23 protein-coding genes and 1 pseudogene are annotated in these 23,814 nt (G+C 70.3%); 8 read left to right on the top strand and 16 right to left on the bottom strand.

From position 1 onward, the window contains the following. Nucleotides 1-3: 3 nt before the first annotated feature. Nucleotides 4-1,155, top strand: a complete 1,152-nt coding sequence (pseC, locus tag ACSQ2H_RS21570; RefSeq protein WP_436063411.1) for a UDP-4-amino-4,6-dideoxy-N-acetyl-beta-L-altrosamine transaminase — start codon at nt 4-6, stop codon at nt 1,153-1,155. A 124-nt stretch (nt 1,156-1,279) separates the two neighbouring features. Next, entirely contained in the window at nt 1,280-2,194 is a 915-nt protein-coding gene (gene rarD, locus ACSQ2H_RS21565; RefSeq protein WP_436063410.1) for an EamA family transporter RarD, read from the top strand. Here rarD and ACSQ2H_RS21560 read toward each other — a convergent pair. From ACSQ2H_RS21560 to trmD, 7 genes and pseudogenes are all read right to left on the bottom strand, one after another. Then, on the bottom strand, nt 2,179-3,306 hold the full coding sequence (locus tag ACSQ2H_RS21560; protein ID WP_436063409.1) for a serine hydrolase domain-containing protein: 1,128 nt from the start codon (nt 3,304-3,306) through the stop codon (nt 2,179-2,181). The genes rarD and ACSQ2H_RS21560 overlap by 16 nt on opposite strands. After that, complete coding sequence (locus ACSQ2H_RS21555) at nt 3,303-4,160, bottom strand: bifunctional hydroxymethylpyrimidine kinase/phosphomethylpyrimidine kinase (RefSeq protein WP_436063408.1); 858 nt, start codon at nt 4,158-4,160, stop codon at nt 3,303-3,305. The genes ACSQ2H_RS21560 and ACSQ2H_RS21555 overlap by 4 nt, the downstream gene beginning before the upstream one ends. A 46-nt stretch (nt 4,161-4,206) precedes the next feature. After that, nucleotides 4,207-4,905, bottom strand: a complete 699-nt coding sequence (locus tag ACSQ2H_RS21550; RefSeq protein WP_436063407.1) for an SDR family NAD(P)-dependent oxidoreductase — start codon at nt 4,903-4,905, stop codon at nt 4,207-4,209. A gap of 27 nt (nt 4,906-4,932) precedes the next feature. Further along, complete coding sequence (locus tag ACSQ2H_RS21545) at nt 4,933-5,508, bottom strand: 2-hydroxychromene-2-carboxylate isomerase (protein WP_436063406.1); 576 nt, start codon at nt 5,506-5,508, stop codon at nt 4,933-4,935. Then, complete coding sequence (locus ACSQ2H_RS21540) at nt 5,505-5,993, bottom strand: winged helix-turn-helix transcriptional regulator (RefSeq protein WP_436063405.1); 489 nt, start codon at nt 5,991-5,993, stop codon at nt 5,505-5,507. Before ACSQ2H_RS21540 ends, ACSQ2H_RS21545 begins: the two co-directional genes overlap by 4 nt. Before the next feature lie 198 nt (nt 5,994-6,191). Continuing rightward, complete coding sequence (gene rplS / locus ACSQ2H_RS21535; protein ID WP_436063601.1) at nt 6,192-6,578, bottom strand: 50S ribosomal protein L19; 387 nt, start codon at nt 6,576-6,578, stop codon at nt 6,192-6,194. A gap of 3 nt (nt 6,579-6,581) precedes the next feature. Next, nucleotides 6,582-7,315 (bottom strand): annotated as a pseudogene (gene trmD, locus ACSQ2H_RS21530) (tRNA (guanosine(37)-N1)-methyltransferase TrmD); the annotation flags it as partial. 135 nt (nt 7,316-7,450) lie between these two features. Here trmD and ACSQ2H_RS21525 point away from each other — a divergent pair. Next, on the top strand, nt 7,451-8,311 hold the full coding sequence (locus ACSQ2H_RS21525; protein ID WP_436063404.1) for an acyl-CoA thioesterase: 861 nt from the start codon (nt 7,451-7,453) through the stop codon (nt 8,309-8,311). A 75-nt stretch (nt 8,312-8,386) separates the two neighbouring features. Further along, entirely contained in the window at nt 8,387-10,561 is a 2,175-nt protein-coding gene (locus ACSQ2H_RS21520; protein ID WP_436063403.1) for a tetratricopeptide repeat protein, read from the top strand. On the opposite strand, the gene ACSQ2H_RS21515 is transcribed toward ACSQ2H_RS21520, so the two are convergent. The 5 genes from ACSQ2H_RS21515 to ACSQ2H_RS21495 all read right to left on the bottom strand — a co-directional run bounded on the left by ACSQ2H_RS21515 (nt 10,562) and on the right by ACSQ2H_RS21495 (nt 14,790). Further along, the gene (locus tag ACSQ2H_RS21515; protein WP_436063402.1) at nt 10,562-10,939 is read right to left on the bottom strand and encodes a nuclear transport factor 2 family protein; all 378 of its coding nucleotides are present in this window, start codon (nt 10,937-10,939) and stop codon (nt 10,562-10,564) included. It lies immediately after the preceding gene. A gap of 59 nt (nt 10,940-10,998) precedes the next feature. Continuing rightward, nucleotides 10,999-11,541 (bottom strand): ribosome maturation factor RimM, encoded by a 543-nt coding sequence (rimM, locus tag ACSQ2H_RS21510; RefSeq protein WP_436063401.1) that lies wholly within the window; start codon nt 11,539-11,541, stop codon nt 10,999-11,001. Between the two features lie 59 nt (nt 11,542-11,600). Continuing rightward, nucleotides 11,601-12,098 (bottom strand): 30S ribosomal protein S16, encoded by a 498-nt coding sequence (rpsP, locus tag ACSQ2H_RS21505; protein WP_436063400.1) that lies wholly within the window; start codon nt 12,096-12,098, stop codon nt 11,601-11,603. A 20-nt stretch (nt 12,099-12,118) separates the two neighbouring features. After that, entirely contained in the window at nt 12,119-13,642 is a 1,524-nt protein-coding gene (gene ffh, locus ACSQ2H_RS21500; RefSeq protein ID WP_436063399.1) for a signal recognition particle protein, read from the bottom strand. Between the two features lie 335 nt (nt 13,643-13,977). Next, on the bottom strand, nt 13,978-14,790 hold the full coding sequence (locus tag ACSQ2H_RS21495; RefSeq protein ID WP_436063398.1) for a glycine zipper 2TM domain-containing protein: 813 nt from the start codon (nt 14,788-14,790) through the stop codon (nt 13,978-13,980). 211 nt (nt 14,791-15,001) lie between these two features. Here ACSQ2H_RS21495 and ACSQ2H_RS21490 point away from each other — a divergent pair, with 211 nt between their 5' ends. Next, nucleotides 15,002-16,741 (top strand): N-acyl-D-amino-acid deacylase family protein, encoded by a 1,740-nt coding sequence (locus ACSQ2H_RS21490; protein WP_436063397.1) that lies wholly within the window; start codon nt 15,002-15,004, stop codon nt 16,739-16,741. A 63-nt stretch (nt 16,742-16,804) separates the two neighbouring features. Further along, entirely contained in the window at nt 16,805-18,649 is a 1,845-nt protein-coding gene (gene recQ / locus ACSQ2H_RS21485; protein WP_436063600.1) for a DNA helicase RecQ, read from the top strand. On the opposite strand, the gene ACSQ2H_RS21480 is transcribed toward recQ, so the two are convergent. Further along, entirely contained in the window at nt 18,646-19,512 is an 867-nt protein-coding gene (locus ACSQ2H_RS21480; protein WP_436063396.1) for a class I SAM-dependent methyltransferase, read from the bottom strand. The two genes, recQ and ACSQ2H_RS21480, sit on opposite strands and share 4 nt — an antisense overlap. Before the next feature lie 144 nt (nt 19,513-19,656). Here ACSQ2H_RS21480 and ACSQ2H_RS21475 point away from each other — a divergent pair, with 144 nt between their 5' ends. Continuing rightward, complete coding sequence (locus ACSQ2H_RS21475) at nt 19,657-20,352, top strand: cytidylyltransferase domain-containing protein (RefSeq protein ID WP_436063395.1); 696 nt, start codon at nt 19,657-19,659, stop codon at nt 20,350-20,352. Nucleotides 20,353-20,361: 9 nt separating this feature from the next. Then, nucleotides 20,362-20,997 (top strand): pseudaminic acid biosynthesis-associated methylase, encoded by a 636-nt coding sequence (locus tag ACSQ2H_RS21470; RefSeq protein WP_436063394.1) that lies wholly within the window; start codon nt 20,362-20,364, stop codon nt 20,995-20,997. 118 nt (nt 20,998-21,115) lie between these two features. Here the strand turns inward: ACSQ2H_RS21470 and pseI are convergent, their stop codons facing one another. The 3 genes from pseI to ACSQ2H_RS21455 are packed head-to-tail and all read right to left on the bottom strand — an operon-like array spanning nt 21,116 to nt 23,795. Then, complete coding sequence (pseI, locus tag ACSQ2H_RS21465; RefSeq protein WP_436063393.1) at nt 21,116-22,168, bottom strand: pseudaminic acid synthase; 1,053 nt, start codon at nt 22,166-22,168, stop codon at nt 21,116-21,118. Beyond that, nucleotides 22,165-22,851 carry an HAD family hydrolase gene (locus ACSQ2H_RS21460; protein WP_436063392.1) on the bottom strand — a complete coding sequence of 229 codons (687 nt, stop codon included), beginning with the start codon at nt 22,849-22,851 and terminating at the stop codon, nt 22,165-22,167. The genes pseI and ACSQ2H_RS21460 overlap by 4 nt, the downstream gene beginning before the upstream one ends. Further along, nucleotides 22,848-23,795 carry an ATP-grasp domain-containing protein gene (locus tag ACSQ2H_RS21455; protein ID WP_436063391.1) on the bottom strand — a complete coding sequence of 316 codons (948 nt, stop codon included), beginning with the start codon at nt 23,793-23,795 and terminating at the stop codon, nt 22,848-22,850. The genes ACSQ2H_RS21460 and ACSQ2H_RS21455 overlap by 4 nt, the downstream gene beginning before the upstream one ends. Nucleotides 23,796-23,814 lie beyond the last annotated feature (19 nt).

Here is a 23,814-nt window from a genome sequence, read left to right as displayed (position 1 = left end):
GTCATGCTGCCCTACGGCCGCCAGACCATCGACGAGGACGACATCGCCGCGGTGGCGCAGGCGCTGCGGGGCGATTTCCTGACCACCGGGCCGACCGTCGAGGCGTTCGAGACCGCCTTCGCGCAGAAGGTCGGCGCCCAGTACGCCGTGGCGTGTTCCAACGGCACCGCGGCGCTGCACCTGGCGATGCTGGCGCTCGAGGTTCAGGAGGGCGAGGTGGTGATCGCGCCGTCGATCACCTTCCTGGCCACCGCCAACTGCGCGCGGTTCGTCGGCGCCGAGGTGGTGTTCGCCGACGTCGATCCGCAGACCGGGCTGATGACGCCCGAGACGCTGGCCGAGGCTATGACCCAGCTGGAGGGACGGCGGTTGCGCGCAGTGCTGCCGGTGCACCTGCGCGGCGACACCGCCGAACTGCCGGCGCTGGAGGCCCTGGCCAAGACCGCGGGCGCGGTGCTGGTCGAGGACGCGCCGCACGCCCTGGGTTCGACCCTGAAGTTCGGCAACACCGCCGAGCAGGTCGGCGACTGCGCGCACTCGGCGATGGCGACCTTCTCGTTCCATCCGGTGAAGACCATCGCCACCGGCGAGGGCGGGATGGTCACCACCAACGACCCGCGGCTGGCCGAACGCCTGCGCCGGCTGCGCAGCCACGGCATGATCCGGCCGGCCGGCGGCGATCCCTGGTGGTACGAGATGCCGGAGATCGGCTTCAACTACCGGCTGCCCGACATCCTCTGCGCGCTGGGGATTTCGCAGCTGGCCAAGCTGGACGCCTTCGCCGCGCGGCGACGGATCCTGGCGGCGCGCTACGAGGCGGCGCTGAAGCCGCTGGCGCCGCTGGTCGTGCAAGCGAGCCGCCCCGACTGGAGCGACCCGGTTCTCCACCTCATGGTGGCGCTGATCAACTTCGAGGCCGCCGGCCGCTCGCGCCGCGAGGTGGTCGAGGCGCTGCGCGAGCGCGGTGTAGGCACCCAGGTGCACTACATTCCGGTCCACACGCAGCCCTATTACCGTGAGCGCTACGGCGAACGGGAGCTGCCGGGGGCCAGCGCCTGGTACGAGCGCTGCCTGTCGCTGCCGCTCTATCCCGGCATGGCCGACGAGGACGTCGATCAGGTGGTGGCCGCCTTGGCCGACGTGCTGGGTCTCTGAACGCGCGGCGTCCGATCTCCGCGCATCGGCGGCGAATTCCGCTTGCCCGGCGGCGCGGGCGGCCTAGGTAGGGCGGCCCGACCGGTCTCTGTCCGGTTCCAAGCTCACTCCGACCGGCTCAGCCATGGCTCAGGACGATTCCGCCCGCATCAACGGTTCCGCGCTCGCGGTCGGGGCTGGCTGCTATCTGATCTGGGGGCTGGTGCCGCTGGCCTTCCAAATCATGGGCCGGATGGGCATCGGGGCCTGGGAGCTGCTCGCCCACCGCACGCTCTGGGCGGTGCCGACCGCCTTCCTGTTCGTGGCGCTGGCCGGCCAGACCAGGCAGCTGGCGGCGGTGCTGCGCAACGGCCGCACCATGGCCTGGCTGGCGCTGTCGGCCGCGATCATTGCGGTCAACTGGCTGGTGTTCATCTGGGCGGTGAACAACGGCCGGGTGCTGGAGACCAGCCTCGGCTATTTCATCAATCCGCTGATGGCGATGGCGGCCGGGGCGCTGATCTTCCGTGAGCGGATGGACGCCATCGGCAAGGGCGCGATCGCCCTGGCCGGGGTCGGGGTGGTGATCCAGACCTTCGCCCTGGGCCACCTGCCGATCATCTCGCTGACCCTGGCGACGAGCTTTTGCGCCTACGGGATCATCCGCAAGCGGGTGGCGGCCGAGGCGCAGACCGGCCTCCTGATCGAGTGCCTGATCCTGGGCCTGCCCGGCGCGGTGCTGATCGCCTGGCTGCAGAGCCAGGGCCAGGGTCACTTCACGGCCAGCCCGGCGGCGGCGGCCTGGCTGTTGGCCTGCGGGCCGATGACGGCGTTGCCGCTGATGATGTTCTCGTGGGCGGCGCGGCGGATCCCGTTCTCGGCCATGGGCTTCCTGCAGTTCATCGCCCCCAGCATGACCTTCGTGATGGGGGTGATGCAGGGCGAGCCGTTCACGCCGCTGCGCGGTGTCTCGTTCGCCTTCATCTGGGGCGGGGCGGTGGTGTTCGCGTTCGGCGCCTGGCGGCGCAGCCGGATGCTGGCGGCTCAGAGCGCGGCGTAGGCCGCCTCGATCAGCCGCTTGGCGCGGGCGTCGCCGATCAGGTCGGTCGACTGCTTATTCATCACATAGGCCCCGGCCAGGCCCGTCTCCGGATCGGCGAAGGCGCAGGAGCCGCCCCAGCCCGAATGGCCGAAGGTCTGCTCGCCCGGGCCCCAGACCTTGACCGCGCTGTTGCGCATGAAGCCGGCGCCCCAGCTCATCACGAACGGCAGCACCAGGTCCTGGCCGTGGATCCGCTCGCGCGAGGCCTCGGCGATCAGGGCCGGAGAGAGGATGGTCTCGCCGTCCAGCCAGCCGTCATTGGCCAGGGCGCCGATCAGCCGGGCCAGGGCCGGGGCGGTGGCGTGGCCGTTGGCGGAGGGGATCTCGATTCGCCGCCACTCGGCCTGGCCGCGGCCGGCGGGCGAGGACCAGGGGGTCAGGAAGGCGGCCTTGGTCGCCGCATTGATCTCGCCGAAGTTCGGCAGGCCGTTCGGCCGCTGCAGGTCGGCGACGCGGCCGTGCTCGGCGTCGGGCAAGCCGATCCAGAGGTCGAGGCCGAAAGGCTGCGCCAGGTCCTCGCGCAGGGCCGTGCCCATGGTCCGCCCGTCGACCCGGCGGAAGATCTCGCCGGCCAGGTAGCCGAAGGTGATCGGGTGGTAGCCGCTGGCGGTTCCCGGCGGCCAGAGCGGGGCCATGGCGGCGAGCTTGGCGCAGACCGCGTCCCAGTCGAACCAGAGCGAGGGCTCCATCTCGTCGGGAAAGCCGGAAAGGCCTTCCTGGTGGCTCATCACCTGCTCGACGGTGACGGCTTCCTTTCCGGCCTGGGCGAACTGCGGCCAGACGTCGGCGACCGGCTGGGCGTAGTCGAGCTTTCCGGCGTCGACCAGCCGCGCGATCAGCAGGGCGGCGATCGCCTTGGTGGTCGAGAACACCGGCGTCAGGGTGCGATCGTCGAACGTCTTGGTGCGCTGGCGGTCGGCGAAGCCGGCCCAGAGATCGACGACCAGTTCGCCGCGCTCGACGAGGGCGAAGCGCGCGCCGAGCTCCTGGCCGGTGGCGAAGTTGTCCTCGAAGGCGGCGCGGACGCCGGCGAAGCGATCGGGGCAGAGGCCGTGGATCTCGGGGGTCATGCCAATCGCTCCAAACGCACGCTGGGGGAGGTCGCCTTCAGCCGCTGGGCCATGGCGACGATGGGAAGTTCGGCCGCGCCCGCGGCGTGGGCGGCGGCGACGGTCTCGGCCACGCCGCCGACCGCGCGGCCCAGCGCATAGGACCCGGTCAGCCCGTCGAGGAGCGCCGCGCCGAACAGGGCGCTGAGCAGGTCGCCGGTGCCCTTGGGGGCGGAGGGCAGCCGCGGGTGAGCGGCCATCCAGGCCTCGCCCGGCTGCACGTAGACGACGCCGATCTCCTTGGCCCGGCCGACCGAGGAGACCAGGGCCGGCTTGCCGAGCCGCCGGGCGGCGACCAGCACGTCCTGCGGCGTGCGGGTCGGCAGGCCGCTCAGGTGAGCCAGCTCCCAGGCGTTGGGGGCCAGGATGTCGGCGCGCGGGACCAGATGCTCGGCGATCGCCTCGGCGACCGGCGCCGGGACGTAGAGCCCTTTGCCCGCGTCGCCGATGGTCGGGTCGACGATGACCAGCGGCGCGCGCGGAGCCTCGCCGCCATAGCCGCTGCGCTTGGCGCCGCGCACCGCGTCGATGGCCTGGGCGGCGGCCAGCACCTGTTCGGGGAAGGCGAAGTAGCCGGTCAGCACCAGGTCGGTCTGGCCGAAGAGCTTGTTGGCTTCGATGCCGGCCAGCACGCCCTCGAGCACGGCCGGCTCGACCTTGGCGCCGCCGGGCGGGCCCCAGCCGGGATGACGGCCGTAGAGCACGGTCGGCGCGACCATGGTGTCGATGCGCAGGATCGAAAGGGCGCTGGCCTGGGCCGTTCCGCCGACATGGCTGGCGGCGACGTGGCTGGAGATGATCAGCGCGAGCGGCATGGCCGCCCTGCTTAGCCGAGCGCCCCCGATCCCGACAAGCTGGGCGCTACCAGGTCTCGCGGAACGGCCGCACTTCGGCGAGGAACGACCAGGCGCTTTTCGGCTGGTGGGCCAGGTGGAAGACCTCGCCGGCGATGTCGTCGGGGGCGATGAAGAAGTCGTCGGGGGCGTCCTTGTAGCGCTCGCGGGTCCACGGCACGTCGATGACCGCGTCGATCACCAGATAGGCGACATGCACGCCCTTGGGGCCGGCCTCGCGGGCGATGGCTTCGGCCAGGATGCGCTGGGCGGCCTTGGTCGGGGCGAAGCCGGCGAAGTTGGCCTTGCCGCGCAGGGCCGAGGTGTTGCCGGTGACGATCAGCGCGCCGCCGCCGGCCTCGATCATCTTCGGCACCGTCAGGCGGGCCAGGTGGTGCAGGGCCATGACGTTGGTCGCGAAGTTCTGCTCGAGCACCGACGGGTCGATGTCGAGGAAGTTGCCGAACGCCCCGCCGACGGCGTTGTGCACCACCACCTTGGGCGTGCCGAAGCGGACGACCAGATCGTCGACCGCGGCGATCAGCGCGGGGGCGTCTGAGACGTCGACCGGCACGGCGACCGCGTCGGGGATTTCCTGGGCCAGGGCGGCGAGGCGGTCGAAGTTCCGGGCCAGCATGGCCACGCGGTAGCCGTCGGCGGCGAACCTGCGGACGATCGAGGACCCGGTCCCGGGGCCGACCCCGGTGACGATGGCGAGCGGTTTCATCTGGGCGTTCCTTCTGGGGAGAGAGGATCAGGCCGCGAGGGCGCGGCGCAGGAAGTCGAGGCGGTCGTTGCCGAAGAACAGCAGGCCGCCTTCGGTGACGAAGCTGGGCGCGCCGAAGACCCCGGCCTCGACCGCCGCAGCGGTGTTGGCCTCGAGCTCGACGGCGCGTTCGGGGGCGTCGATCAGCTCAGGCGTGACCCCGAGGTCGGCGAGCAGGGCGGCGAGATCGGCGCTGGTCGCCAGCGGCGCGTCGCCCGCCCACGTGGCGCGGAACAGCCTCCGGGCGGCTTCCTCGCCCTGGCCGAGCGTCTGGGCCGCCAGGGCGGCGTGCAGCAGCTTCGGCCCGTCGATCCCGCCCATGCCGGGGTTGGGGCTGAGCTGGGCGCCGTAGAGCGCGGCCCAGCGGCCGAGATCCTGGCGCGCATAAGCCTGCTTGGGCTTGCAGATGACCGTGGTGGGGACGTTGCCGACCCGTTTCATCAGTTCCAGCACGTCGAAGGGGCGCCAGTCGAACTCGCCGGGCAGGTCGCCTAGCTGGGTGCTGGCCAGGTAGCTGTAGGGGCTGCGGAAGTCGAAGAAGAAGCGGGTGCGGGTCAGGGTCATTGGGGCTCTCCGAGAAGTCTGCGCAGGCCTGGCGCGGCGATCGGTCCGGGCCGCAGACGTGCGCGCGCCTGTGGGACGGCCTGGCCGGTTTCCTGATCGACCAGGGCCAGCACCAGCGGGCGGCCGGTCTGGCCGTCGACCAGTTCGATGGTCGAGGCGCCCAGGCCGTTGGCGTCCCAGCGGTCGCCCCACTCGCGCAGGGCGGTCAGCACCTTCCAAAGGTCGCGGCCCTTGTCGGTCAGGCGGTATTCGTGGCGGGGCGGGTTGTCCTGGTAGGGGCGGCGCTCGACGAGGCCGCTGCTTTCCAGGTGCTTGAGGCGGGTCGAGAGCGTGGTGGTCGGCATGCCGGTCGAGGCCTGCAGCTCGTCGTACTTCGACAGGCCCAGCGACAGGTCGCGCAGCAGCAGCACCGCCCAGCGGTCGCCGATCGCCTCCAGCGCGCCGGCGACGGAACAGGTCATGCCGGCGAAGGACTTGGCGCGCATGGCGAGGGCTCCTCAGTAACTCTTATGATTAGAGTTAGTGGACGTACGGCAGGACACAAGAGGGCGTGCGGGCATTTCCTCTCCCCGCTGGAGAGGCGAGGGAGAAGTCAGCGGATGTTTCGGCGGGGAGGGGCCGCAAACGAAAACGGGGGCCGTGTCGCCACGGCCCCCGCTGGGTAGTCTCGAAGGTGTCGAAGCTTAGGCTTCGGTGGTCTCGGTGTTGCGAGCGATTTGACGCTCGGCGATCCGGGCCGACTTACCGCGACGGTCGCGCAGGTAGTACAGCTTGGCGCGACGGACGACGCCGCGACGCTTCACTTCGATGGAGTCGATGTTCGGGGAGTAGAGCGGGAACACGCGTTCCACGCCTTCGCCGAACGAAATCTTGCGGACGGTGAAGCTCTCGTTCACGCCGCCGCCTTGACGGCCGATGCAGACGCCTTCGTAGGCCTGCACGCGCTCACGGTCGCCTTCCTTGATCTTCACGTTGACGCGAAGGGTGTCGCCAGCCTGGAAGTCCGGGATCGAACGGGTGGCGGCGAGGCGGTCGAGCTCTTCTTTTTCGAGCTGCTGGATGATGTTCATATCGGTCGTCCTTGTCCTACTGGGCTTTACTCGCCCTTTGCCTGTTGATTGGCGAGATGCGCCGCCCAGAGGTCCGGACGTCGTTCCCGCGTGGCCGCTTCGCGCTGGCTCCGCCGCCACTTGCCGATATCGGCGTGGTGACCGCTGAGCAGTACGGGCGGTATCTCAAGTCCCTCGAATTCCCGCGGTCTCGTGTACTGCGGGTGCTCCAGGAGCCCGTCCTCGAAACTCTCTTCACTCAAGCTCTCCGCCTGGCCGAGGACGCCGGGCACGAGCCTTACGCACGCTTCGATCGCCACCAGGGACGCCGCCTCGCCGCCGGCGAGGACCGCGTCTCCGACGCTGATCTCCTCGAACCCCCGGGCGTCGAGCACCCGCTGGTCCACCCCTTCGAACCGTCCGGCCAGGACGATCAGTCCCGGACCCTTGGCCCATTCACTCACGCGCGCCTGGGTCAGGGGCCGACCCCGTGCGCTCATGTACAAAAGCGGCCGTCCCCGCCGCTCCACGCTGTCCAGCGCGGCTGCGATGACGTCCGCTCGCATAACCTGTCCAGGACCGCCACCCGCAGGGGTGTCGTCGAGGAAGCCGCGCTTATCCTTGGAAAATTGGCGAATGTCCACTGTTTCCAACGTCCAAAGCCCATGCTCGCGCCACGCCGTGCCGATCAGCGAGACGCCGAGCGGGCCGGGATAGGCCTCGGGAAACATGGTCAGGACGGTGGCGTCGAAGGACATGGGTCGGCTTTTGGACGAAACGCCGCAGGATTTCCACGGTCGCCTTAAGAGAACGTCGCTCCCTGGCCGCTTGCGGGGCGTGCGCCTAGGGCGTAATCCGGCTCCTTTCGCACGTGCAGCATTTTTAGAGATCCCATGGAAACGCCCGAAGTCCTCACCGAGTCCCTGGCCCTCGAGCGTATCGAGGTGAACACCTTCCGCGGCGTTTCGCCCGAGGACGGTCCGGGCCGGATTTTCGGCGGCCAGGTGATCGCCCAGTCGCTGCTGGCGGCCTATGAGACGGTCGAGGACCGGATCTGCCACTCGCTGCACTGCTACTTCATCCGCCCGGGCGACCCGCGCATCCCGATCCTGTTCGAGGTCGACCGCTCGCGCGACGGCGGCACCTTCACGACCCGCCGGGTGATCGCCGTGCAGAACGGCAAGCAGATCTTCAACCTCGCCGCCTCGTTCCAGGTCGCCGAGGAGGGCTTTGAGCACCAGGCCCCGATGCCGGCCGTGCGCAGCCCCGACGACATGGCCGCCGAGGCCGAGGCGGCGAAGAAGGCCGTCCAGGACGGCATGAGCGAAGAGATGCGCCGGATGATGAACCGGCCGCGCCCGATCGAGATGGTCGGCCGCGACAACTACGGTTTCGGCCGCAAGCCCAAGCCGAGCGAGCCTAAGAGCGACACCTGGATGCGGGCCGTGGCCCCGATCGGCGACGAAGCGCGCATGCACCAGGTGATCCTGGCCTACGCCTCGGACATGAACCTGCTGTCGACCGCGATGCGTCCGCACGGCGTCGCCTGGCAGACGCCGGGCCTGCAGTCGGCCAGCCTCGACCACGCGATGTGGTTCCACAAGGCGTCGAACTTCAACGACTGGCACCTCTACACCCAGGACAGCCCCAGCGCCTCGGGCGGCCGCGGCTTCGTGCGCGGCGCGATCTACGGCCAGGACGGGACCCTGGTCGCCTCGGTGGCCCAAGAAGGCCTGATGCGGCTGAAGAAGTAGTTCCAGGTGGCGGCGAGCCCCGGCTTGCCGCCTTTCTTTTTTGACTGTTAGGCTCGACGCTTCCTCGGAGGGGGCGTGCGAGTGTTCGGACAGTTCCTCAGTGAGTTGAAGCGTCGAAACGTCATCCGTGTGGCGGCTGTCTACACGGTGACTGCCTGGGCGATTTTCCAGGTCGCCAAGACGATCTTCGAGACGCTCGAATTTCCCAAGTGGACGAGCCAGGCGGCGCTGATCGTCCTGGCGCTCGGCTTGCCGATCGCGATGGTCATCGCCTGGGCGTTCGAGCGCGCGCCGGACGGCACGGTGCACCGGACGAAGACGCCGGAAGGCGAGGAGGCGCCGGCGAAGGCCGGCCTCACGCGGCTCGACGTGCTGCTGCTGGGAGGCCTTGGTCTGGTGCTGGGCGTCACCGCCGCGCAGGTCAGCGGCGTGCTGCGCGGCCCGATTCAGATGCTGGGCGGCGGACCGCCGGACAAGTCGGTGGCGGTGCTGCCCTTCGAGACCTTCAGCCAGGCTAAGGACGCGGAGTACTTCGCCGACGGCCTGACCGAGGAGGTGATCAACAGCCTGGCCCAGTCGCCGGAGCTGAAGGTCGCCGGCCGCACCTCGAGCTTCTACTTCAAGGGCAAGAACCAGGACCTGCGCGAGGTCGGCAAGAAGCTGGGCGTGGCGAACGTGGTCGAGGGCAGCGTGCGGCGCGAGGGCGACCGCCTGCGGGTCACTTGCCAGCTGGTGGCCTGCAAGGACGGGTTTCACCTGTGGTCGGAAACCTATGACCGCCAGATGATCGACGCGCTGGACCTGCAGACCGAGATCGGTGAGGCGGTCGCCGAGGCGATGAAGGTCAAGCTGGCCCTGCGGGGCGCGCGGCCGACCGACGAGACACCGCGCGATCCGGCCGCCTACACGCTCCAGCTCACCTCGATGGCGCAGCTTCGCCGCCAGGATCCGGACTCGCTGAAGGCCGCGCGGGCCGGCTTCGAGCAGCTGTTGGACCTGGAGCCGCGGAACGCGGCGGCCTTCGCCGGCTACGCCCAGGCGACGATGGTGCTGGCCCAGCAGGGACTGTCGATGGACATCGGCGAGGCCGGCCGGGTGGCCCAGGCGGCGATCGACAAGGCGGTGCAGCTCGACCCGGAGTCGCCGGACGTCTGGATGGCCAAGGCGATGATCGCGCGGGTGCAGAGCATCCGGATCGGCGGCCCGCAGTACGAGCGGGCCTTCGACGAGGCGATCGCCCGCACCCTGAAGCTGGCGCCCAACAAGCCCGAGGCGTTGAGCGCTAAGGCCTCGCGCCTGAACGATCTGGGGCAGTCGGAGCAGGCGGTGGCGTTCGGGCGGAAGGCGCTGGCGCTCGATCCGCTGAACCGCTCGACGATCATGACCTACGGCAAGGCGCTGATTAATGTCGGCCAGCTCGACGAGTCCCAGCGCCAGTTCCATTCGGCGACCGAGCTTTATCCCGACTACGAGCAGGCCAAGTACCAGCTGGCCATGGTGCTGACCGAGAAGGGCCGGTTCGACGAGGCCGAGCCGTGGCTGAAGGCCATCGCCACCGGCCAGGACCCGTTCATCTCGCTGCAGACCTCGTGGGTCTACATGAACCTGGGCCTGCGCCAGGACGCCGACGCGGCGTTGCGGGCGATCAGCGAGTCGCCGGCCAAGGAACTCGGCGAGGTCACCATCCTTTGCTACGATGGCGACTGGCGCGGCGCGCTGGCCATGGGCCGCTCGTTGATGGCCAAGGACGACGAGCCGTTCTGGCCGATGGTCGTGTTCCAGGCCTCGGTGATGACCGGCAAGTACGCCGAGGGCGTGGCGGCGCTGAAGACCTTGCGTCCCGACATCTTCTCGCCGGAGCCGGCGGTGACCGGGCTGGACCTGGCCATGCCGACGGTCGCGGCGCACGCGCTGAACCGGACGGGCGACCGGGCCCAGGCCAAGCGGCTGCTCGACGAGGTGATGAAGGTTACCGCCCCGACGCCCGGCCAGCGGCCGCCGAACGACTGGCTGGTCGCCCGCGCCAAGGTGTTCGCCGAGAAGGGCATGCGGAACGAGGCGGTCGCCGCGCTCGAGACCGCCTACCAGAACGGCTGGCGCGGCGTCTTCCTGTGGGACGAGAGCCTGTGGCTGGACCAGCAGCCGAACCTGCTGGTGCTGCGCGACGATCCGGCGATCAAGACGCTGATGGCCAAGGCGCGGGCCGATCTCGCCCGCCAGCGCGAGGCGGTGTTGGCCCAAAGGGCCTGATCAGGCGGCCGGCTGCAGCGCTCGGGTGTAGGTGGCGAGGTCGAAATAGTCGCGCCAGACCTTGATCTTGCCGCCTTCCAGCTGGAACACGCCGCAGCACGGCAGGTCGACCGGGGTCGCGCCGACCATGGTGCGATCCAGCCGCTCGGCCACGACGACGTCGCCGCGCGAGATCAGGGTGAGCACGTCCCATTGGGTTGACGTCCAACCGCGCATGAACCCGGCGATGAAGGCGCGCAGGTTCTCCCGACCGACGACCGGCCGCGAGGGCATGTTGTGGTAGGTCCCGTCGTCGGTGAAAAAATCGACCAGCTCATCGGCGTCGAGCCGCGACCAAGCGGCGATGAAGTCGCGAACGGTCTGTTCGTTCTGGTCCATGGTTCCCCCGTCGTCTTCTTCGCCAAGTCTAGACGGCGGCGCGCGGCGGGCGCCAGGGCTCAGTCTTCCTCGCGGCCCTCGTTGGGGTCGGCTTCGATGACGGCGGGAGGTTCGGCGATCAGTTTGCCCTGGGCGATGCGCACCTCGGGCACGGCTTCGCGGGTGAAGGGCAGCCACCAGCTGGCACCGACCTTGGGCTGGATTTCGAGCAGGTCCCCGGCGCCGAAGTCCTGGACGGTCTTGACCTTGCCCAGCGGTTCGCCGGCGGCGGTCTCGACGGTCAGGCCGATGAGGTCGGCGAGATAGAACTCGTCCTCCTCGGGCGGCGGCAGGCTGTCGCGGGAAATGTAGAGCTTGAGGCCGCGCAGGGCCTCGGCGGCGTTGCGGTCGTCCACGCCCTTGAGGCGGGCGACGATCCCGCCCTTGGTCGGGCGGGCCGAAGCGATGGTCAGGGCGGGCGAGCCGTCCTGACGCATCAAGGTCTTGTAGCTCGCCAGCGCCATGGGGTCGGCGGTGAAGGTAGTGACCTTCACCTCGCCTCGCACGCCGTGGGCGGCGCCGACCTGGGCGACGAAAATCAGATTGTGCGTTTCGTCGCCCATGTCGGTCGAACCAAGGCCAGCTCACCCCGTCCCGAAGGCCAGGGTGAGCGGCGCTGGACTTAGCCTTCGGTCTTTTCGGCGTCGCCTTCGGCGGCCGGAGCTTCTTCAGCAGCCGGAGCTTCAGCGGCGGCTTCGGCGGCCGGGGCTTCCTCGGCCGGAGCGGCTTCGGGTTCCGGCTCCGGAGCCGGCTGAGCGGCGGCTTCGGCCGCGGCGGCGGCGCGGTCAGCTTCGCGTTGGGCGCGCTCTTCAGCGCGTTCCTTGGCCTTGCGGCCCGGCTCGGCCTTGTTCGGGTTGTTGCCGGCTTCCCACTTCACCAGGCCTTCGTTGGCCAGGAAACGGGCGACGCGGTCGGTCGGCTGGGCGCCCTTCTTGAGCCACGCCTGGATCGATTCGACCTTCAGGGTGACGCGCGCCGGGTCGTCCTTCTTGAGCATCGGGTTGTAGGCGCCGACCTTCTCGATGAAGCGGCCGTCGCGCGGCGAGTGCGAGTCGGCGATGACGATGTTGTAGTAGGGGCGCTTCTTGGCGCCGCCACGGGCGAGACGGATCTTGAGCATGGGTTAGTCCTTTGTAAGCTCTAGGATTTCTTGAAGGGGTTGAAGCCCGGCGGCAGATTGCCGAGGCCAGGAAGCTTCCCAGGGCTGCCGAGGCCGGGCAGACCGCCCCCCTGGCTCGTCAGCTTGCCGAGTTCTTCCAGTTGTTTGGGATCGGGCGCGGGCATCTTGCCGCCGCCCAGGGACTTGAGGCGGTCCATGCCGCCGCCGCCCATCATGCCGGCCATGCGGGCGAAGCCCTTGCCGCCGTCTCGGCTCATCATCTTGAAGGCGTCGGCCATCTGGCGATGCTGCTTCAGGAGCCGGTTGATCTCGGCCACGTCGACCCCGGCGCCGGCCGCGATGCGGCGCTTGCGCGAGGCCTGCAGGATGTCGGGCTTCTTGCGCTCGGCCTTGGTCATCGAGGAGATGATCGCCATCTGGCGGTCGATCATCTTGTCGGAGACGTTGGCTTCCGAGAGCTGCTTCTTGACCTTCTGGACGCCCGGCAGCAGGCCCATCAGGCCTTCCATGCCGCCCATGCGCTTCATCTGGTTGAACTGCTCGGCCATCATGTCGAGGTCGAACTGACCCTTGGCCAGCTTCTTGGCCATCGCCTCGGTCTTGGCGACGTCCAGGTCCTGGGCGGCCTTCTCGACCAGCGCGACGACGTCGCCCTGACCGAGGATGCGGCCGGCCACGCGGCGGGCGTCGAAGACGTCGAGGCCTTCGATCTTTTCCGAGACGCCGAGGAACTTGATCGGCAGGCCGGTGACCGCGCGCATCGACAGCGCCGCGCCGCCGCGGCCGTCGCCGTCGGCCCGGGTCAGCACCAGGCCGGTCAGCGGCAGGCGCTCGTGGAAGGCGGTGGCGGTGCGCACCGCGTCCTGGCCGGTCAGGCTGTCGGCGACCAGCAGGGTTTCGGTGGGCGAGGCGATCTTCGCGATCTCGGCCGCCTCGGCCATCATCGCTTCGTCGATGGTGGTGCGGCCGGCGGTGTCGAGGACGACGACGTCAAAGCCCTGCAGCTTGGCCGCGGACATGGCCCGGCGGGCGATGTCGGGGGCCGATTGTCCAGCGACGATCGGCAGGCTCTCGACCCCGGCCTGCTTGGCCAGCAGCGCCAGCTGCTCCATGGCGGCGGGGCGGCGGGTGTCGAGCGAGGCCAGCAGGACCTTCTTGCGGTCCTTGGCGAGCTTCAGCGCCAGCTTGCCGGCGGTGGTGGTCTTACCCGAGCCCTGCAGGCCGGCCATCATGATGACGGTCGGCGGGTTGAGCGCGAGGTTCAGGCCCTCGGCGGTCTCGCCGCCCAGCATCTCGACCAGGCCGTCATAGGTGATCTTCACCACCTGATCGGCGGGGCGGATCGAGCGGATCACCTCCTCGCCGGCGGCCCGTTCCTTGGCCTTGGAGATGAACTCGCGGACGACGGGCAGGGCGACGTCGGCCTCAAGCAAGGCGACACGCACCTCGCGCAGGGCTTCGTCGATGTCCTTTTCCGAGAGCACGCCCCGCCCGGAGAGGCGGTCGAAGACCCCGGAAAGCCGATCTGTCAGTGCGTCAAACACGCGGCGGAACTCCTATAGGCCCAAACGCAATCGACCCCCGTGGACGATCACGTCGACGGGGGGCCTCGCCGCCCTCGTCCCACATCAGTCGTGGGGGTCGTGGCGGTGGAGGGCGCGAATGCTATGCGCCAGAAGGGGGCGCTTATGCCCCTGTGGATGGAATAGGTCAAGGATTTGGCGCCGGGGGCGCGTGGAGATGCTCCCCCGCCTGGGGGAGCTGGCGGCCGCAGGCCGACTGAGGGGACTTTGACTTTGGCGATCTAGAGCCGTCCCCCTCCGTCTCGATGCTGCGCATCGATCCACCTCCCCCAGGAGGGGGAGGATCGAAGAGCGCCTTAGCCCTGCACCACCCACTGGCCGTCAGAACCCTTGCAGGCGGTGTGGCGCGAGGTTTCCGGCGAGCCGTTCGAGGTGCGGATGGTCTGGTCGAAGGTGCGGCAGACCGAGTTGCCGCCGGCGTACTGGGCGCCGCCGGCCGGTCGGACGACGGTGTCGGAGACGTAGCCGATCGCCTGGCCGTTGCGGCCGGCCAGCAGCCACGGCGTGCCGCTGACCCGCGCCAGGGCGTCGAAGCTCTGGCCGCCGTTCAGCTTGCCGACGACCGGGGCCGAGGTGCTCGGCCGGGCCCGGATGTTGACGGTCTTGGGCGCGGTGTAGGGGCCGGAGGCCGACTCGTAGGCCGGGGCCGGCTCGACGCCGTTCGCAAAGCGCAGGCCGCTAAGGGACACGGGCTGGCCGCCGCCGCCGCCGTTCGAGGTCGAGACGATGCGGACGTCGCCCGAGGCGCCGGTCTCCGGGTTGGACCAGGACTGCGAACCGCCGCGGTCCAGCGCGTTCTGGGCGGCGTACTGGGCCTTCTGCTGGTCGCTGCGCTGCATGCGGCAGCCGATGTACGAGCCGGCGGCCGCGCCGGCGGCGGCGCCGAGCACGGTGCCCAGCGTGCGTTCGTTCTTGGCGAGGTTGCTGCCGACCACGCCGCCGACGAGGCCGCCGATGACCGCGCCGCCGGCCTGCTTGTTGCCGCCTGCGTCGCAACCGATGATCGAGGATAGCGGGCTGCCCTGGCGCAGCGTCGGTTGGGCGCCGGCGGCGGCGGGCATGGCGAGGGCGACGGCGACGACGGCCGCGGTGACGTGTGAAGGACGCATATCGGGTTTCCTGGACGAGCCCCGAACGCGGGGCGAACAAGCTCTGCCGAAAAAATGCGCCTGCTCGCGGTTCCGTTCCATACCGGCGCGCAATCAACAATTGTACCGAACCGGCCGCCGGCTGCCGTGACGGCGCCCTTGACCTGAACCCCTGAGCGGGCGGGTAATCCTGCCCGAGCGTCGGACACACGGCGGCACAAGGGAGATCGCCATGGAACGGGCCTATGACCTCGTGATCCGGGGCGGCACGCTGGCGGACGGATCGGGCGGCCCCGCCTATGCTGCCGACGTCGCGGTCAAGGACGGGCTGATCGTCGCGGTCGGCCAGGTGAGCGGCGCCGGGGTCGAGGAGATCGACGCCCGCGGCAAGCTGGTGACGCCGGGCTTCGTCGACATCCACACCCACTATGACGGCCAGGCGACCTGGGACCAGCGGATGCAGCCCTCGTCCTGGCACGGGGTGACCACGGTGGTGATGGGCAATTGCGGCGTCGGGTTCGCCCCCTGCCGGCCCGCCGATCACGACCGGCTGGTGCGGCTGATGGAGGGGGTGGAGGACATTCCCTTCCCGGTGCTGACCGAGGGCCTGCCCTGGAACTGGGAAAGCTTCCCCGACTATCTCGACAGCCTGGAAGGGCGCAGCTTCGACGTCGATATCGGCGCCCAGCTGCCGCACGCGGCGCTGCGGGTGTTCGTGATGGGCGAGCGCGGCGCCAATCGAGAGGACGCCACGCCGGACGACATCGCCGCGATGGCCGCCATCGCCAAGGGCGCGGTCGAGGCCGGAGCGCTGGGCTTTTCGACCTCGCGCACGCTCAATCACCGCACCAGCGACGGCCAGCCGACCCCGACCCTGACCGCCTCGGAAGACGAGCTGACGGGCATCGCCATGGGCCTCAAGGCCGCGGGGAAGGGGGCGCTGCAGTTCGTCTCCGACTTCGGCGATCCGGAGGCCGAGTTCGCCATGCTGCGGCGGATCGTCGAGGCGTCGGGGCGGCCGCTGTCGTTCTCGCTGGTGCAGAGCCCGATCCAGCCGGCCCAGTGGCGGCTTCTGATCGACCGGCTCGAGGACGCCAGCGGCGCCGGGCTGCCGATGCGGGCCCAGGTCTGCGGGCGGCCGGTCGGGGTGCTGTTCGGCCTGGAGCTGACGCTCAATCCGTTCACGCACTATCCGAGCTACAAGGCGATCGCCGCGCTGCCGCTGGCCGAGCGGGCGGCGAAGCTGGCGGACCCGGCGTTCCGCGCCCAGCTGCTGAGCGAGGGGAACGAGGCCTCGGCCGCCTTCGCCGCCAACATGACCCAGAATTGGAAGGTCATGTTCCTGATGGGCGAGACGCCGGACTACGAGCAGACGCCGGACCGCACGGTGTTGGCCCTGGCCAACGCCAAGGGCGTGCGGCCCGAGGAGCTGGCGCTGGACCACATGCTGACCAACGGCGGGCGCGGCATGCTCTACCTGCCGTTCCTGAACTACGCGAACGGCTCGCTGGACCCCTCGTTCGAGATGTTGACCCATCCGGACACGGTGCCGGGCCTGTCCGACGGTGGGGCGCATGTGGGGATGATCTGCGACGGCTCGTTCCCGACCTCGAACCTGACGCTGTGGACGCGCGACCGCACGCGGGGGCCGAAGCTGGCGCTGGAGGCGATGGTGCGGATGCAGAGCCACGACACCGCCGCGGCGCTCGGTCTGCACGATCGCGGGTTGGTGGCCCCCGGCTATCGCGCCGACCTCAATGTCATCGACTATGACGGCCTGACCCTGGGCGCGCCGAGCGTCGCCTACGATCTGCCGGCCGGCGGGCGGCGGCTGGTGCAGCGGGCCGACGGCTATGTGGCGACCATCGTCGCCGGGCAGGTGACCTATCGCGACGGCCAGCCGACCGGCGCCCTGCCGGGCCGGCTGCTGCGCGGGGCGCAGGCGGCGCCTGCGGCGATCGCGGCGGAATAGCGCTTTGGCCTGGGCGGCGACACAGGCCATAAGCCCCGGATGGCCGCCTCCCTCGCGCCGCGTATGGACCTCGACGACACGCCGACCCTGGACGGGGCGCGCGAGATTCTGCGCCGCACCTTCGGGCATCCCGATTTCCGAGGCCGCCAGGCCGAGGTGATCGCCGAGGTGCTGGCTGGGCGCAGCGCCATGGCCGTACTGCCGACCGGCGGCGGCAAGAGCGTCTGCTATCAGATCCCGGCGATGATGCGGCCGGGCCTCGGCCTAGTGGTTTCGCCGCTGATCGCGCTGATGACCGACCAGGTCGCCGGTCTGCAGCAGTCCGGCGTCGCCGCCGCCAAGCTCGATTCCACCGGCGAGGCCTGGGAGCGGGCCGAGACCTGGGAGAAGATCGACCGCGGCGAACTGGACCTGCTCTACATCTCGCCCGAAGGTCTGATGCAGCCCTCGATGCTGGAGCGGCTGTCGCGCGTGCCGCTGGCGCTGCTGGCCATCGACGAAGCGCACTGCGTGAGCCAGTGGGGCCACGACTTCCGGCCCGAGTACCGGATGCTGGGCCGGCTGGCCGACATCTTCCCGAACGTGCCGCGGCTGGCGGTCACCGCCACCGCCGACAACCGCACCCGCGAGGATATCCGCGCCGAACTGCGGCTGGAGGACTCGGCCGAGTTCGTGGCGAGTTTCGCGCGGCCGGAGCTGGCGCTGTCGGCCGAACGCAAGCGCGGGGCCGGCCACAAGCGCGTGCTGGAACTGGTCGCCGCGCGGCCGGGCCGCTCGGGCGTGGTCTATGCCGGCTCGCGCGACGGGGTCGACAAGCTGGCCGAGGCCCTGCGCGGGGCCGGGGTTCCGGCCCTGGCCTATCACGCGGGCCTGGACAAGAACGTTCGCGCCGACCGGCTGGAGAAGTTCCTTGAGGCCGACGAGGCGGTGATGGTCGCGACCATCGCCTTCGGCATGGGCGTCGACAAACCCGACGTCCGCTATGTGATCCACGCCGATCCGCCGGCTTCGATCGAGGCCTACTGGCAGGAGATCGGCCGCGCCGGACGCGACGGCGACCCGGCCGAGGGCATCACGCTCTATGGCTCGGCCGACATGGCCTGGGCGTTCCGGCGGCTGGACGGCCGCGACGTCGACGAGAGCGTCAAGCAGGTGCAGGGCCGTAAGGTCCGCCAGCTCTACGCCATGCTGGACGGCACGACCTGCCGCGCCGCCGCGGTGCGCCGCTACTTCGGCGAGGAGGGCGTGAAGGCCTGCGGCCAGTGCGACCTGTGCCTGGGCGAAGTCGAGACGGTGGACGCCACCCGGCCGGCGCAGATGGCGCTGTCGGCGGTGCACCGCATGGGCGGCCGGTTCGGGCGCGGGCGGCTGGTCGACCACCTGCTGGGCAAGACCAAGGATCCGTCGAGCTTCGAGGCCGGGCTGACCACCTTCGGCATCGGCCAGGAGCTGAGCGCCATCGCCTGGCGGGATCTGATCGACCAGCTGCTGTTCGACGGCCTGCTGCGCGAGGATCCCAACGACGGGCGGCCGCTGATCGGGCTGGGCGACGCCGACGGCGTGAAGGCGATCTATCGCGGCGAGCGGCAGGTTTCGCTGCGCAAGCCGCAGGAACCTGAACCGCGGGCTCGCACGAGCGGCCGGCGCAAGGGCCAGAGCGGCGCGGCGCTGGCCGTCAGCGCCCACGACCAGCCGGTGTTCGAGGCGCTGCGCGCCTGGCGCCGCGACGAAGCCGCGCGCCAGCATCTGCCGCCGTATGTGATCTTCCACGACCGCACCCTGGCCGAGATCGCCGGGCGCAAGCCGTCGGACCTGCCCGCCCTGGGCGCGATCTCCGGCGTCGGCGAGGGCAAGCTGCAGCGTTACGGCGAGGCGGTGCTCGCCGTGCTGCGCGGCATGGACGCCTAGGCCGGCTGCAGGAACACGTAGCGCTGGTGGACGTCGGTCAACGCCCAGTCGGTCTGCGCGATCTTCCAGTCCGGATAGTTGGCGGTCAGGAAGTCTAGGGTCATCGAGGTGTCGCCGTAGGTCGCCTCGCCCTCGACGGTGTCGCGCTGGTGCGGGACATAGGCGAAACCGTCCTTGGCGTGCAGTTGCTGAAGGCGCTTGGCGTCGGCGGCGTATTGCGGGTCTGCTTCCCAGTACTCGGGCGCACGGATGGTGATGGCCAGCAGGCCGTCGTCGGCGATGTGCTTGCGCATGGCCGAAAGCGCCGCGTCGGTGGCCGAGCGCGAGGTGTGGGTGAAGACCGAGAAGGCGAACATCACGTCGACGCCCTTCTCCGGGGCGGGCAGGCTCTTGGGCAGGTAGTCGGACTGGGCCAGGTTGCCGAGCATTCCGGCCTCGCGGCAGAGATCGACGGCGAAGTCCCAGGGATCGACCGACCAGATGTTCGCCGGGTCGGTGTAGTAGTACATCATCCGCGTGATCCGGCCGTAACCGCAGCCGTAGTCGAGGATCTTGGCGTCGGACAGCGAGCGGTTGCGCAGGGCGGCGTAGTTATAGGCCAGGGCGCGCACGAAGCTGGCGGTCTGGGTGAGCAGCGCCTCGCCGGCGTTGCCGGTAAAATTGCGCTGGGTCTCGTCGCTGGCCATGCGCGGCAGCAGCTTCGACAGCGCCGGCAGATCCTGGCGCGGCAGGCTGATCATCAGCAGTCCGAAGGCGTCGAGCGAGAGCTCCTTGCGCAGGCCGGCGAGCACCGCCTCCACCGAGGCGCCCTTGGCGGCCTGTTTCTCGATGGCCGCGATCGCGCGGGCGTTGTCGGACAGCATCCTGAAATCTCTTCGACTGATCGGCTGGTGCGGGGGAGGTAGCGCGAGCCGGGCGGCGGCGTAAAGGCGGCCCGGGCGGAGCGACACGGTTAAGACCGGCGAAAGGCTCTGGCCCTAACGTCGCGCCAGTCGAGGGGAACGGGCATGGCGGTCGCGATCCTGCAGGCGCGGATGAGTTCGTCGCGGCTGCCGGGCAAGGTGATGAAGCCGCTGGCGGGGCGGCCGATGGTCGAGCGCCAGATCGAGCGCCTGCGCCGTTGCGAGACCCTCAGCCGGCTGGTGGTCGCGACCAGCGACGATCCCAGCGACGACGTGCTGGCGAGCTTTCTCAAGGATATCGGCGTCGAGGTGCATCGCGGGCCGCTGGCCGACGTGCTGGGCCGCTATGTCGGGGCGATCGAGGCGCTGGGGATCAGCGGCCAGGTCGTGCGGCTGACCGCCGATTGCCCGCTGGCCGATCCGGGCGTGATCGACGAGTGCGTGCGCCTGCAGGCCAGGCTCGGCGTCGACTACTGTTCCAACGGCCGCAACCGCACCTATCCGCGCGGGCTCGACGTCGAGTCGTTCGACGCCGAGGACCTGCTGACCGCGGGGCGCGAAGCGACCGATCCCTACGACCGCGAGCACGTGACGCCGTTCCTCTACCGGCCCGGCGCGCCCTTCACCCAGGGCGAGCTGGTCCAGGCCCGCGACGAGAGCGCCCTGCGCTGGACCGTCGACACGCCGGAGGACTACGCCTTCGTCGAGAAGGTCTATGGCGCGCTCTATCCCACCAAGCCGGACTTCACGTCCGACGACATCCGGGCCCTGCCCTTCTCCCACTTCGAACCCGACACCTAGGAGCCTCCCATGACCGGCACGCCGGCCGACCCGAAATCCGCCTGGGCGGGAGACTTCGGCGCCGAGTACACGCAGCGCAACGTCGCCTCCGACGAGGCGCTGCGGGCGCGGACCTTCATGTGGGGGCGCTTCGCCCAGGCCTTCGCCGGCGACCCGCCGAAGACCATCCTGGAGGTCGGCTGCAACCTCGGTCTCAACCTGCGGGTCATGCCGCGGCTGCTGGGCGCCGAGCTCTCGGCCATCGAACCGAACGCCACGGCGCGGGCGCGGGTGCTGGCCGACGGCATCCTGCCGGCCGAGCGGCTGTACGAAGGCTTCGGCGACAAGATCCCGCTGGCCGACGGCGCGGTGGAGATGGCGTTCACGACCGGGGTGCTGATCCATGTCGACCCCTCGCGGCTGCCGGCGACCATGGACGAGATCCACCGGGTGTCGTCGAAGTACGTGCTGTGCGCGGAGTACTTCTCGCCGCGCCCCGAGACGCTGAGCTATCGCGGCCACGAGGGCCTGCTGTTCAAGAACGACTTCGGCGGTCTCTACATGGACCGGTTCCCGGACCTGCAGCTGGTCGACTACGGCTTCTTCTGGAAGCGGGCAACGGGCCTGGACGACGCCACCTGGTGGCTGTTCCGGAAGGGGTCCTAGTTCCTCCCCCGCTGGGGGAGGTGGCGCGCGCAGCGCGACGGAGGGGGCCTGCTGAGTCAGAAGTCCCCCTCAGTCAGCCAAGCGGCTGACAGCTCCCCCAGAGGGGGAGCAACTGGCTTTACTCCACCATCGACCAGTCGAGCGGCGCGCCGCGGGCCAGGGCGCGGGTCGCCTTGCGGCCGAGCACTTCGGGCAGATGCTTGGGCGGCAGGCCGAAGCCCGGGCGGATCGAGCGGACGTTGGCGGGGGTCAGCGCTTCGCCGGCGGCGACGTCGGCGACGACGTAGAGCGAGCGGCGATGGTCGCGGCTGGAGGCCTCGGACGGGGCCTCGTCGTACCGCACCGAGCCGAGCGCCAGCCAGGCGTCGCGGCATTCGACGACCAGCCGCTCCAGCTCGGCGGGTTCCAGCGAGAAGTCGGAATCGACCCCGCCCTCGGCGCGGCTGAGCGTGAAGTGCTTTTCGATGAAGCAGGCGCCCAGCGCCACGGCCGCCACCGAGGCGGTGACGCCCATGGTGTGGTCCGACAGGCCGACGGCCACGCCGTGCTGGGCGGCCAGGTGCGGCAGGGTCATCAGGTTCATGTCCGACGGCGGGGTCGGATAGCCGCTGTTGCAGTGGAGCACGATGATCTCGCTGGCCCCGGCGCCGCGGGCGGCGGCCACCGCCTCGGCGATCTCGGCCGGCGAGGCCAGGCCCGTCGACATGATCAGCGGCTTGCCGGTCCGGGCGCAGAGCTCGATCAGCGGAATGTCGACCAGCTCGAACGAGGCGATCTTGTAGGCCGGTGCGCCGAGGCTCTCCAGCAGCTCGACGGCGGTGGCGTCGAACGGCGAGGAGAAGACGGTGATGCCGATGTCGCGGGCGTGGGCGAACAGGCGCGCGTGCCAGTCCCAGGGGGTGTGGGCCTCCTGGTAGAGGTCGTAAAGCCGCCGCCCGTCCCAGAGGCCGCCGTGCACGGTGAAGCCGGGGCCGTCGTGGTCGATGGTGATGGTGTCGGCGGTGTAGGTCTGCAGCTTCACCGCGTCGGCGCCGGCCGCCTTGGCCGCGTCGATCAGGGCCAGGGCGCGCTCGATCTCGCCGTTATGGTTCCCCGACATCTCGGCGACGATATAGGGCGGATGGCCGGGGCCGATCTTGCGGCCGGCGATGCTGACGAGGGGTTGGCTCACGCGCCGTCTCCAGGTTCGAGCCGCGCCAGCACCGGCGCGATCTCCACGAAACTCGGCGCCTCGGCGTCGGGCGGGAAGCCGCCGTCGCCAAGGGCCGCAAACTTGCCGGTGCGGACTCGCACCGAGCGGCAGCCGACCGCCGCGGCGGCGGCCATGTCGTGGCCGGGGTTGTCGCCGATCACCACCGCCTGGGCAGGGAAGGCGTCCATCCGGCGCAGGGCCTCAAGATAGCAGGCCGGGTCGGGCTTGGGCGCCTCGTGCTCCCAGCAGAGCAGCACCTCGTCGACCAGGTCGCCGACGCCGAGCGCCTCGACTTTGCGCGACTGCATCAGCGCCAGGCCGTCGGTGACGACAGCCAGCCGATAGGACTTGGCGAGGGCGGCCAGGGTGTCAGCGACGCCGGGCCACAGGCTGATCGTCGGGCGGTGGTCGCGATAGACGCCGACCAGTTCGCCGATCAACGCCGGGGAGGCGGGCAGCCCGGCCTGGGCCAGCACCACGTCGAAGATGCGGCCGCGGCCGTGGGCGTCGAGCTCTGCTTCCATGCCGGCGGCGAGGGCGGCGGCGTCGAGGCGCGGATGGCGCTGGGCGAGCTCCTCGGCCACGGCGCGGAAGCCCGACAGCACGTAGGTGCGCTCGTCGTAGAGCGTGTCGTCGAGATCGATGAGCAGGGCGCTGATCACAGGGCGGCCAGTTCGGCGTCGGTGACGATGCGGTCCTGCGAGTAGCGCAGCATGGTCAGCCCGTAGGCGATCGGCCGGGGGCGGGCGGCTTCGTCATCCTGGCCGCGGGCCATCTGCAGGATGCGCTCGGGCGAGGCGAGGCCCGCCTGGATCGACAGGTTGGAGGCGCCGCCGAAGCGGGGATTGATCTCGATGAACCGCGTGCCGGCGTCGTCGTGGAAGGCCTGGACGACGTTGTGGCCGACGAGGCCGAGCGCCGCGCAGAGCTTCAGGGCCTGGTCGGCCAGGGCGGGAACGTCCTCAGTGCGCGACTTGGTCGCCTCGCCGCCCTGAACCTGCAGCCGGCGGCGGGCCATGGCCTGCAGCGGCGCGCCGGCCAGGCTCATCAGCACGTCGATGGTGAATTCGGGGCCGCTGTCGAGCGCCTGGACCAGCCAGTCCTCGCCGGTCGGGAGGTCGGCGGGATCGTCGATGCGGCGGGCGCCGCGGCCGCCGGCCCCGTCGACCGGGCGGACGAACACCGGGAAGCGGTCGGGGGTTTCGTCGGGTGCGAAGGTCTTGGGCGTTTCCAGGCCGAGGTCGTGGCAGGCCTGCGTGAAGCGGCGCTTGTCGCGGCAGACGGCCAGGGCGTCTTGCGAGGGGGCCAGGACCGTGACGCCCTGAGCGGCGAGGCGATCGCGGGCCGCCGATAGCACGGCCAGCTCACCGTCGCGGGTTGGAACCACCAGGCCGATGGCGTGCTGGGCGCAGGCTTGGGCCAGGGCGTCCACGAATTCGGGAGCGTCGCTGCGCGGCAGGATCAGCGCCTGGTCGGCGGCGAACAGGGCGGCGTTGTCGGCGGCGATGTCGGCGGCCAGCACCCGGCCGCCCAGCGGATGGGCGGCGGCCTGGAACGCCTGGACCAGCAGGACCTTGGCGGCGGCGCTGAGGATGAGGACGTTCATCGCCGCTCGCCGGCCCCGT

Origin of the sequence: Phenylobacterium sp. LjRoot97, assembly GCF_964254345.1 — a bacterium.
Classification (GTDB): domain Bacteria; phylum Pseudomonadota; class Alphaproteobacteria; order Caulobacterales; family Caulobacteraceae; genus Phenylobacterium.
The sequence above is the reverse complement of the archived record's forward strand: the minus strand, read 5'-3'. Positions and strand labels throughout refer to the sequence as shown.